This window comes from Cryobacterium tagatosivorans, assembly GCF_004402215.1.
GTDB classification, from domain to species: domain Bacteria; phylum Actinomycetota; class Actinomycetes; order Actinomycetales; family Microbacteriaceae; genus Cryobacterium; species Cryobacterium tagatosivorans.
The window spans coordinates 21,041-30,951 of the sequence record NZ_SOEZ01000025.1 but is presented as its reverse complement, the minus strand read 5'-3'; the positions used below and the strand labels follow the sequence as shown (position 1 = coordinate 30,951).

The 9,911-nt window shown below is 70.6% G+C and carries 9 protein-coding genes; 3 read left to right on the top strand and 6 right to left on the bottom strand.

The window, feature by feature from the left end; genetic code table 11:
- A partial coding sequence (locus tag E3O23_RS05160; protein WP_134488822.1) for a DHA2 family efflux MFS transporter permease subunit occupies positions 1-1,481 on the bottom strand: 1,481 nt, incomplete at its 3' end.
- An 87-nt stretch (positions 1,482-1,568) separates the two neighbouring features.
- Here E3O23_RS05160 and E3O23_RS05155 point away from each other — a divergent pair.
- The 3 genes from E3O23_RS05155 to E3O23_RS05145 all read left to right on the top strand — a co-directional run bounded on the left by E3O23_RS05155 (position 1,569) and on the right by E3O23_RS05145 (position 3,986).
- Complete coding sequence (locus tag E3O23_RS05155; RefSeq protein ID WP_134488820.1) at positions 1,569-2,492, top strand: phosphoribosylaminoimidazolesuccinocarboxamide synthase; 924 nt, start codon at positions 1,569-1,571, stop codon at positions 2,490-2,492.
- Between the two features lie 93 nt (positions 2,493-2,585).
- Positions 2,586-2,963: a VOC family protein gene (locus tag E3O23_RS05150; RefSeq protein WP_134488818.1), complete on the top strand. Its 378-nt coding sequence runs from the start codon at positions 2,586-2,588 to the stop codon at positions 2,961-2,963.
- Positions 2,964-3,158: 195 nt separating this feature from the next.
- A complete protein-coding gene (locus E3O23_RS05145; RefSeq protein ID WP_134488832.1) occupies positions 3,159-3,986 on the top strand; it encodes a VOC family protein in 828 nt (275 codons plus the stop codon).
- Positions 3,987-4,100: 114 nt separating this feature from the next.
- On the opposite strand, the gene E3O23_RS05140 is transcribed toward E3O23_RS05145, so the two are convergent.
- From E3O23_RS05140 to E3O23_RS05115, 5 genes are all read right to left on the bottom strand, one after another.
- Complete coding sequence (locus E3O23_RS05140; protein WP_134488816.1) at positions 4,101-5,321, bottom strand: glycoside hydrolase family 1 protein; 1,221 nt, start codon at positions 5,319-5,321, stop codon at positions 4,101-4,103.
- Between the two features lie 43 nt (positions 5,322-5,364).
- Entirely contained in the window at positions 5,365-6,255 is an 891-nt protein-coding gene (locus tag E3O23_RS05135; protein WP_134488814.1) for an alpha/beta fold hydrolase, read from the bottom strand.
- The gene (locus tag E3O23_RS18510; RefSeq protein WP_166790410.1) at positions 6,252-8,129 is read right to left on the bottom strand and encodes an ABC transporter ATP-binding protein; all 1,878 of its coding nucleotides are present in this window, start codon (positions 8,127-8,129) and stop codon (positions 6,252-6,254) included. Before E3O23_RS18510 ends, E3O23_RS05135 begins: the two co-directional genes overlap by 4 nt.
- Positions 8,126-8,542: an ABC transporter permease gene (locus E3O23_RS18505; protein WP_241983328.1), complete on the bottom strand. Its 417-nt coding sequence runs from the start codon at positions 8,540-8,542 to the stop codon at positions 8,126-8,128. The genes E3O23_RS18510 and E3O23_RS18505 overlap by 4 nt, the downstream gene beginning before the upstream one ends.
- 381 nt (positions 8,543-8,923) lie before the next feature.
- The gene (locus tag E3O23_RS05115; protein ID WP_134488812.1) at positions 8,924-9,904 is read right to left on the bottom strand and encodes an ABC transporter permease; all 981 of its coding nucleotides are present in this window, start codon (positions 9,902-9,904) and stop codon (positions 8,924-8,926) included.
- Between the last annotated feature and the right edge of the window lie 7 nt (positions 9,905-9,911).

The following is a 9,911-nucleotide window of genomic DNA, read 5'->3' as shown; positions in this document are numbered from 1 at the left end:
GGCGCGGCAGCGGCTGCCCGCGGCCCCCAGGCCGGAGCCTTCGGGCGGGCGAAGAAGGCCACGGCCAGCGCGCCGAGCAGGGCCACGGCCGCCGGCAGGTACAGCGACTGGCCCATGGCGGCACTGAAACCCGCGTGGAGCGCCTCGGGGAGGCCGCCGGTCCCGCCCGAGCCGCCTTCCGCCGCCGCGCCCGCGCCTGCGGGGAGCTCGGCCGCCAGGCGCGCCTGCATGATGGCCGCGATGCCGGCGCTGCCGAGCACGGCCCCGACCTGGCGGGTCGTGTTGTAGACCCCGGATCCGGCGCCCGCGTCCCGGGGCGGCAGGTTGCGGGTCGCGGTAGTCGCCAGCGGCGCCCAGATCCCCGCGCTGGCCAGTCCGAGCAGGGAGATCGGCAGGAGGAGGTGCCAGATCGGGACATCCTTGCTCATGATCGACCCAAGCCAGAAGAGCGAACCGGCCAGGAAGACCAGCCCGGTGAGCGCGATGTACTTGGGGTTCGTCCGGTCGACGAGCTTGCCGACGACGGGGGCGAGTCCGCCGGTGATCAGGGCCATCGGGACGAGGAGCAGGGCCGACTCGGTAGGGGTGAGGCCGCGCACCGTCTGGGCGTAGATCATCAGCGGGATCGCCATGCCGGTGAACGCGAAGCCCACCGTGGTGATGGCGACGTTGGAGAGCGAGAAGTTGCGTTCGGCGAACAGGCCGAGCGGCAGCAGCGGCTCGCCCTTCTGCACCGCCTGCCAGATCACGAAGCCGGCGAGCACGAACACGCCGGTGAAGATGAGGCCCAGCACGGTGAACGGGCCGGCGATGAGCCCCCAGTCGTAACGCACGCCCTCCTGGATGCCGAACACGACGAGGAACATGCCGACGGCACTGAGCAGCACGCCGAGGAGGTCGAACTTGTGCTGGTGGGTGGTCAGGCGCGGCACGAGCCGCCAGGCCATGATGAACGCCACCACGCCGACCGGGGCATTGATGAAGAAGATCCACTCCCAGCCGGCCGCGTCGACGAGCAGCCCGCCGAGGATCGGCCCGGCGAGCGTGGCGATGCCGGCCACGGCGCCCCAGAGGCCCATGGCCTGGCCGCGGCGATCCGGCGGGAAGATGCGTGTGATCACGGCCATGGTCTGCGGCGTCATCAACGCCGCGCCGAGCCCCTGCACGACGCGGGCGACGATGAGCATGGTGATGTCGCCGGAAAGGCCGCACCAGACGGATGCCGCGGTGAAGATCACGAGTCCGCCCAGGTACATGTTCTTCGGCCCGAACCGGTCGCCGAGCCGGCCGGTGATCAGCAGCGGAACCGCGTAGGCGAGCAGGTACGCGCTGGTCACCCAGATCACCGCGTTGATGTCCGCGTCCAGCCCGGTCATGATCGCCGGGGTGGCGACGGACACGATGGTGCTGTCGACGAGGATCATGAAGAATCCGAGCACGAGCGCCCAGAGCGCGGGCCACGGTTTCGTGACGTTTTCCATCGACTGACGTCCTTGCTGGAGGGGGTGGGATCGGGGCCTCGCTGACCGACTTCAGTAGCGTACGCGCAGTTGCGAGAGAATGGAGCGGTGACCGCACCCAGCCAGCCGACAGCATCCGCCGCCCTCGACCTTCCGGGTTGGCGGCACGCCTATTCCGGCAAGGTTCGCGACCTGTACATTCCGGACGGCACGCAGGACCTCGCGGCGGCCCCGCGGGTGCTCGTGGTGGCCAGCGACCGGGTGAGCGCGTTCGACCACGTGCTCGAGCCCGGCATCCCGGGCAAGGGCGAGCTGCTGACCACGCTCAGCCTGTGGTGGTTCGACCGGCTGACCGGCGTGCCCAACCACCTCCTGCCCGAGCACACCCTGTCCGGGAGCCTGATCCCGGCCCCCGTCGAGGGCCGCGCCATGCTCTGCCAGACGCTCGACATGTACCCGATCGAATGTGTCGTGCGCGGCTACCTCACCGGCTCGGGCTGGAAGGAATACCAGGCCTCGCAGACGGTGTGCGGCATCCCGCTGCCGGCCGGCCTGCACGACGGCGACCGCCTGCCGGAGCCCATCTACACGCCGGCCTGGAAGGCCCCGCTGGGCGCGCACGACGAGAACATCTCCTTCGAGCGCACGGTCGAGCTGGTGGGGGCGGATGCCGCGGCCGAGCTGCGCGACCTCTCGCTCGAGATCTTCGGCCGGGCATCCGCCATCGCCGAGGACGCGGGCCTGATCCTCGCCGACACGAAGTTCGAGTTCGGCGCTGACCGGCAGACCGGGCTGACCCGGCTCGCCGACGAGGTGCTCACGAGCGACTCGAGCCGGTACTGGGACGCCGCAGCGTGGCGCACCGGGACGACACCGGCCGAGCGCATGGCCAGCTTCGACAAGCAGATCGTGCGCGACTGGCTCGCCGCGCACTGGGACCAGTCCGGCGAGCCGCCGCTGCTGCCGGCCGAGATCGTCGCGCAGACCGCCGCCCGCTACCGGGAACTGCTCGAGCGGCTGACCGGGGCCTAGCGGGGCGGCCTCCGCGGCTCGGCCTCGGTGCCCACGAGCGGATGCTCCGGCGGGCCTGTTCCCCGGCCACGGCAGGCGAGTAGTCTGCTGCCCATGCGAATCAAGATGTGCAGCATCCATGTCGATGACCCGGCCGCGGCCTTCGCTTTCTACACCGGCACGCTGGGCTTCGCCGAACTCGTGGCGATGCCCGAGTACCGCCTCTATGTGGTGAAGTCGCCCGACGACCCGGATGGGGTCGGTCTGCTCCTCGAGCCGAGCGACAATCCGGTCGCGAAGGCGTACCAGGAGGGGGTGTACGGCCTCGGGATGCCGGCGATCGTCTTCGGCAGCCCCGACGTGCGGGCCGACTACGAGCGGCTGGGTGCCCTGGGCGTGCGCTTCACCAGCGCGCCGGCGGCCGGGCCGTCCGGCATCGCGGCTGTCTTCGACGACGGATGCGGCAACCTGGTCCAGATCCACCAGGACTAGTTCGCAGGGCGCGGGCTGGAAGATACGAGCTACGCGGGTGTTACGCCGCTGCGCGGGTGGCGCAACACCCGCGCAGCGGCGTAACACCCGCGCATCGTTCCCCCGCCGCGCCGGCGGAATACGGCGGCGGCGGCATCCGTTGTTGATGTCGTGACTACTCGATCTGCGAATGACCTGCTGGCCGCCGACACCGGGATGGGCGCGGTGACCCTCCGCGTCGGGAACCTCGACGCGATGATCACGTACTACCGCGACGCCGTCACGCTCGAGCTGCTCAGCCACGAGGGCCCGGTCGCCGTGCTCGGCCGCGGGACGACGCCGATCGTGATCCTGCAGCACGCGCCGGAGCTCGCCGCGCCGGAGCCGCGCTCGGCCGGCTTGTTCCACACGGCCATCCTGTTCGAGACGCAGGCGCAGCTCGCCGCGGCGGTCTACTCCGTCGGCACGAAGCATCCGGGCAGCTTCACCGGCAGCGCCGACCACCTGGTCAGCCAGGCCTTCTACTTCACCGACCCCGAGGGCAACGGAATCGAGCTCTACTGGGACCGCGACCGCTCGAGTTGGACCTGGGCGCACGGGCAGGTCGAGATGGATACCCTCCACCTCGACCCGAACGCCTTCATCGGCGAGCACCTCACCGAGGAGGGCCAGGCGAACCCGTCGTTCGGCAACGCCATCGTCGGGCACGTGCACCTGTCCGTCGGCGATGTCGGCAGCGCCCGAGCGTTCTACGTGGACAAGCTCGGCTTCGAGGCCACCGCCACGTTCGGCCCCTCCGCGCTGTTCGTCTCGGCCGGCGGATACCACCACCACATGGCGATGAACACCTGGACCAGCGCGGGCTCGGGCAAGCGCCGCCTGGCGCTCGGCCTCGGGCAGGTCGACATCATCGTTCCGGGCGCCGACGACCTCGGTGCGTTGAACGAACGGATGTCCCACTTCGGCGTGCAGACCCGCCACGACGGGCAGACCCTCGGCTTCGACGACCCCTGGGCGAACCGGATCACCGTGCGCACGGCGTAGTCACGCCGGGTCGGCCACGCCGAAAGTCGCCGTTTCTGCCGAGGTGACCCGGTAGAACGGCGACTCTCGGCAGAAACGGGGATTGTCGCGATGCCCCCGCCGGAGCGCGGCGCGCTACCCGACGGGCGCGGGAACGCGAACGGCAGCGTCCACGGGCACCTCGGGCAGCGCGTTCGCCTTCGCGACCTCGCCCAGCCAGGCGAGGCTCGGCTTCGGGGTGCGCACGAATGTCTCCCGGTCGACGGCGATCAGGCCGAACGTCGGGCGGAATCCGCTGGCCCATTCGTAGTTGTCCAGGGCGCTCCAGTGCAGGTAGCCGAGCACTTCGACGCCGTCGTCCATCGCCGCCTTCAGGCCGCGCAGGGCGCCGTCGGTGTAGGCGATCCGGCGGGTGTCGTCGGCGGTGGCGATGCCGTTCTCGGTGACCATGACCGGCACATGCCCGCTCAGCTCCCAGGCGGCGCGTACGCCGAGTTCGAGCGCCGGCGGGAAGAACTCCCAGCCGGTGAGCGTCGTCTCGACGTCGTCGCGCACCGGGATGGGGCCGTCCGGGCCGATGAACGTGCGGGTGTAGGCCTGCACGCCGATGAAGTCGTCGCCGCGGGCGTTCTCGAGGTACCAGTCGTCACTCGGGTAGGCGTATTCGCGCAGCTTCTCGTCCGCGCCGGGTTCGCCCGTCGAGTGGAAGGCCTGCGTGGCCACGGTCCAGCCGGACTTGAGCCCGCTCACCGAAGCGAGCACCTCACGCGAGCGCTTGTGCGACTCGAGCAGGGCATCCGCGACCTGGAGATCGGGACGGGGCAGGCCGAACGCGACCAGGTTCGCCGCGGTCTCCCCGCCGGCGAGCATGGCCGCGATGTTCGGTTCGTTGATCGTGCAGACGTAGTCGACGCCGTCGGCGACGATCGGCAGCGCGGCCTCGGTGAAGCTTGCGAACAGGTCGGGTGCCTCGGGGTTGCGCCAGAACCCTTGAGCGAACATCCACTGCGGAACGGTGAAGTGCATCAGCGTCACGACGGGGTTGAGTCCGAACTCGTGGGCGGCGTCGACCATCCGCCGGTAGTGGTCGATCGCCGCGCGGGAGACCTCGCCGGGCGCCGGCTCGATGCGGCTCCACTCGATGCTGAAGCGGTAGGAGTTCAGGCCGGCGTCCGCGAGCAGCCTCATGTCCTCGCGGTAGCGGTGGTAGCTGTCCATCGCGTCGCCGCTGGGTTCGACGATCTGCGTGCCCGCCGCGTGCTCCTTGACCCACCAGTCGTTGTTGACGTTGTTGCCTTCGACCTGGTGCGCGGCGGTCGCGGCGCCCCAGAGGAATCCGTCGGGAAAGTTCTGCATGGTGCTCCTTGTCATCTGGGCTGCCCGGGGTGCCGGGCGTGCCCTATCGGTCGGTGGGGTCGGATGCTGCGGGCGCCCGGCGCCCCCAGAAGTCGTTCAGCACGGCGGCGGTGGCGGCGGGGTTCTCACGCTGCGGCGAGTGGGCAGCGGCCGGGATGACCACATACGGCGCGCCGAGCCGGGCCGCCATGCCGTGCTGCCAGTCCTGCGGCCAGGCCCCGTCGTCGACGCCGTGGGCAACGAGGACGGGGAGGGTGGTCGCCGCCAGGTCGGCGGTCGTGTCGGTCTCATCGGCGAGGATGCGCGCGGCGCCGAGGAGGTTGTCGTCGCTGGTGCGGGCCAGGCGCAGCCGCTTGAACGCCTGGTCGGCGGTGAGGGCGTCGTCGGGCAGGCCGACGAGGTGCAGGTTGTCCCGGTCCCACCAGGCGGCGGATCCCTTCGCCCGGACCAGCGCGGCGTTCTTCGCGTTGCGGCGAGGCCAGCCGTGCGGACCGGAGCAGAGCAGGGTGAGGTCGGCGAAGAGTGCCGGCGAGGCGATCGCGGCGGCGCGCGCCACGACTCCGCCGAAGCTGTGCCCCACGAGGTGCACCGGTCGGCCCTGGCCGACCAGCCCGGCGACCGTGACCAGGTCGGCGGCGAACGCCTCGAGCGAATAGTTCTCTTCTCCCGCCGGGGCGACGGAGTCCGCCTGTCCCCGCTGGCTGTAAGCCCAGGCGTCCCAGCCGTCGGCCGCGACCACCGGCAGGAAGTCCAGGAAGTCTTCCTTCGACCCGGTGAACCCCGGCACGAAAAGCACCAGCCCCCGGGCGGCGCCGAGCGGACGGGCGTGCAGCGCGGTAACCAGCCCGATCGGCAGGGGCAGCGCGACAACATCGACGCCGCTCGGCACGGGCATCCGCCCGAAAGGGTCGGCCGGGGCGTATGCGGGCGTCATACCGCGCCGCCCGGGGAGCCTGGGGAGCTCCGCCCGGGGTTCGGGATCGCGTCCAGCAACCGCACCGTGTAGTCGTCCTTCGGGTTCTGCAGCACGGATGCCGTATTGCCCGCCTCGACGACCCGGCCCTTGTTGAGCACCATGATCTGGTCGGTGACCAGCCGGGCGCTCAGCAGGTCGTGGGTGATGTAGAGCATGCTCACGCCCCAGGTTTCGCGGAGGTTTTCGAGCAGGGCGAGCAGTCCGGCGCGCAGGGACACGTCGAGCATCGACACGGGCTCGTCGGCGATGATCACCTGCGGGTCGCTGGCGAGCGCCCGGGCGATGACGACGCGCTGGCGCTGGCCGCCGGAGAGCTGGTGCGGCAGGCGGGCCGCGAACTGCTCCACCGGGGTCAGGCCGACGGTTTCGAGCAGTTCGAGCACCCGGCGCCGGGCCTCGCGGCCGCGCAGCCCCGAGTAGTTCACGACGGGCCGGGTGAGCGTGTACTCCACGGTGTGCAGGGGGTTCAGCGCCGCGTACGGGTCCTGGAACACCATCTGGACCTCGCGGTGCAGGCGCTTCAGGCCCCGGCGTTTGATCGTGTCGATCTTCAGGTCGCCGAAGGTGATGCTGCCGGAGGTCGGATGCTCGATCCCGGTGATCATTTTGGCGATCGTGCTCTTGCCGCTGCCGCTGGCCCCCACGAGCGCCATCGACGCTCCGGGTTCGAGGGTGAACGACACGTCGTCGACGGCGAGCACCGGCTGGTCGGCGCGGCTGGGCCGGGGGTAGAGCTTGGAGACGCCGGACACGACGATCGCCTGGTGGGCGGCGCGGCCCTCCCGGCGGCGGGCGGGGGCACGGGGCGGCGCGAGGGTCGGCGTGTCGAGAGGCTCGAGGGTCTCGCCCGGTTGTCGAGCCTGTCGAGACACGACCACCGGGGGGTCGAGCAGTGCGGTCGCGACGGGGGTCTCGACAAGCTCGACCAGCGGGGGCTCGACCAGCGGGGGCTCGACCAGCGGGGGCTCGGCCACCGGGGCCGGCGGCCCCGCGAAATCCGTGCGCCTCACCGCGCCGCGCGACACGAGCCCGGGCACCTCGACGACCTCCGCGCGAGGGTCGCCGTAGTGGCTGAGCAGCATCCGGGTGTACTCGTGCCGGGGGGCGTTCAGGATGTCCGCGGAGGACGCATCCTCGACGATCCGGCCCTCGTGCATGACCATGACCCGCTCGGTCACCTCGAGCACGATGCCGAGGTCGTGGCTGATCAGCACGGCCGTGAAGCCCATGGACTTCTGGAGCTCGCGGATGGTGCCCATCACGGCGTGCTGCACGAGCACGTCGAGGGCCGTGGTCGGCTCGTCGAACACCATCAGCCGGGGTTCCAGGGAGAGCGCCAGGGCGATCGACACGCGCTGGCGCATCCCGCCGGACAGTTCGCCGGGAAAGCGGTCGAGCACGCTGGCCGGCAGTTCGACCTTGCCGGCGAGTTCCCGCGCCCGGGCCTCGCGGTCGCGCCTGGACACGTGGCCGTGGGCCTCGAAGATGTCGAAGAAGTGGTTCCGGATGCTGCGCACAGGGTTGAGCGCGTTCATCCCGGACTGCAGCACCATGGCGAATCCGCCCTGGCGCTGCACGCGCACGGCCTTCGGGTCCATCTCGGCGATGTCGACGCCGTCGAAGAGGATGCTGCCTCCGCCGATCCCGGCCGGCGGCCTGGACAGCCGGGTCAGCGCGAAGCCGAGGGTGGACTTGCCGGAACCGGATTCGCCGACGAGGCCGACGAACTCGCCCGGTTCGAGGTCGAAGGAGACGTCCTTGACCGCGTAGACGGGCTCGGCGCCCTGCGAGGAATAGACGACGGACAGGTCACGAACGCTCATGAGGCTCATCGTGAGGCTCCTTCCCGGAGGCGCGGATTGCTCAACCCGTCGACACCGAAGTTGATCAGGCTCAGCGAGGTGGCGAGCAGGGAGATGCAGAGGCCGGGGGCGAAGAGCACGATCCATTGGCCGGTCAGCAGGGCGTTGCTGTTCTGCGCCCAGAAGAGCATGGTGCCCCAGCTCACGATGGTGGTGTCGCCGAGCCCCAGGAACTCCAGCCCGGCCTCCGCGAGGATGGCGGCGGTCGCGGCGGCGAAGAAGTTCGTCACGATCAGCGAGGTCATGTTCGGCAGGATCTCGCGGAACACGACCCGGGCCGGGCTCTCGCCGCTGAAGACGGCCGCCGTGACGAAGTCCCGCGAGCGCAGGGACTGGGTCTGCGACCGCAGCACGCGGGCGCCGGAGGCCCAGCCGGTGATCATAGCCCCAGCTCAGGCCGACGAGCACGGCGATGAGCGTGGCGAACAGGCCGGCGGCGAAGCCGACGAACACGGAGACCCGCGCGCCGGAGATGATCTGGGAGAGGACATCCTGCCCGGCCGCGGTCGTGCCCAGCCAGTGGGCGGCGCTCATGTCTTCGCTGCGGCCGAAGCTGTTGTCGGTGGGACTGTACGGCGCCAGCAGGGGCGCGAACACGGCCATGGCGATGAATGCTCCGAGGAGCACGACGCCGATCCGGGCCTTGGGCACGCTCCAGATGGTGGTGACGGCACGCCAGAGCACGCGCCAGGGGTTGGCCGGGCCGTCGATCTCGGCGGGGGCGTCTATCCCGGCCTGGCCGGCTGCGGAGGGGGTCGTGGTGGTCATCGCCGTGTCCTCGGGTCCAGGATGCCGTACAGGATGTCGACAATGAAGTTGGCCAGGAGCACGCTGATCGTGATGATCAGGAACAGCGCCTGCATGAGTGGGTAGTCCTGGTTGGTCACCGCGGTGTAGAGCAGGTAGCCGACGCCCGGGTAGGCGAAGACGCGCTCCACGAGCAGTGAGCCGCCGACGACACCGCCGAGCGCGAGCCCGAACGAGGTGAGGTTCGGCAGGATGGCGTTCCGGGCCGCGTAGCGCAGCGCGACGGTGCGCGGGCGGAGGCCGTTCGCCTCCGCAAAGGTGACGTAATCCTCACCGAGCGTGTTGATCATGGTGCTGCGCATCCCGAGGATCCAGCCGCCGAGGGAGGTGATCAGGATCGTCGTGGCCGGCAGGATGGCGTGGTAGAGCGCGTCGCCCAGGAAGGCGAGCGAGAGCTCGGGGGTCGCCGCTCGGCTGAAGGCGCCGGAGGTCGGGAACCAGCCGCCGACGTAGCCGAGGAAGAAGACGAGCAGCAGGGCGGTCCAGAAGTAGGGGAAGGCGCTGGCGAAGGTGCCGCCGACGGTGGGCAGCGTGTCGAGCCAGGTGCCGCGCTTCCAGGCCGCGAGGACGCCGAGCAGCGTGCCGAAGATGAAGGCGACGATCGTGACGAGCCCGACCAGGATGATGGTCCACGGCAGGGCGGCGGTGACGAGGCTCGCGACGCTCTGCGGGAAGAATGTGTAGGAGACGCCGAAGTCGAACCGGGCGATGCTGCCCAGGTAGTGCAGGTACTGCTCCAGCATGCTGCCGGTGGGAACGCCCAGCTGGGCTTCGACGGCGGCCTTGGTGGCGGGGCTGACCGGGCCGTTCTGCGCGAGCTTCGCGAGGGCGGCGTCGGCCGGCGATCCCGGCATGAGCCTGGGGAGCAGGAAGTTGAGCGTGATCGCCGCCCACAGCGTGAGCGCGAGCAGCCCGACCTTGTTGAGCACAAAGCGCACGGGGATC

Coding starts and splice junctions, on each gene's coding strand:
- E3O23_RS05145 (WP_134488832.1), top strand. CDS start 3,159: ATGGGCGCGGTGACCCTCCGCGTCGGGAACCTCGACGCGATGATCACG.
- E3O23_RS18510 (WP_166790410.1), bottom strand. CDS start 8,129: ATGAGCCTCATGAGCGTTCGTGACCTGTCCGTCGTCTATTCCTCGCAG.
- E3O23_RS18505 (WP_241983328.1), bottom strand. CDS start 8,542: ATGATCACCGGCTGGGCCTCCGGCGCCCGCGTGCTGCGGTCGCAGACC.
- E3O23_RS05150 (WP_134488818.1), top strand. CDS start 2,586: ATGCGAATCAAGATGTGCAGCATCCATGTCGATGACCCGGCCGCGGCC.
- E3O23_RS05135 (WP_134488814.1), bottom strand. CDS start 6,255: ATGACGCCCGCATACGCCCCGGCCGACCCTTTCGGGCGGATGCCCGTG.
- E3O23_RS05140 (WP_134488816.1), bottom strand. CDS start 5,321: ATGCAGAACTTTCCCGACGGATTCCTCTGGGGCGCCGCGACCGCCGCG.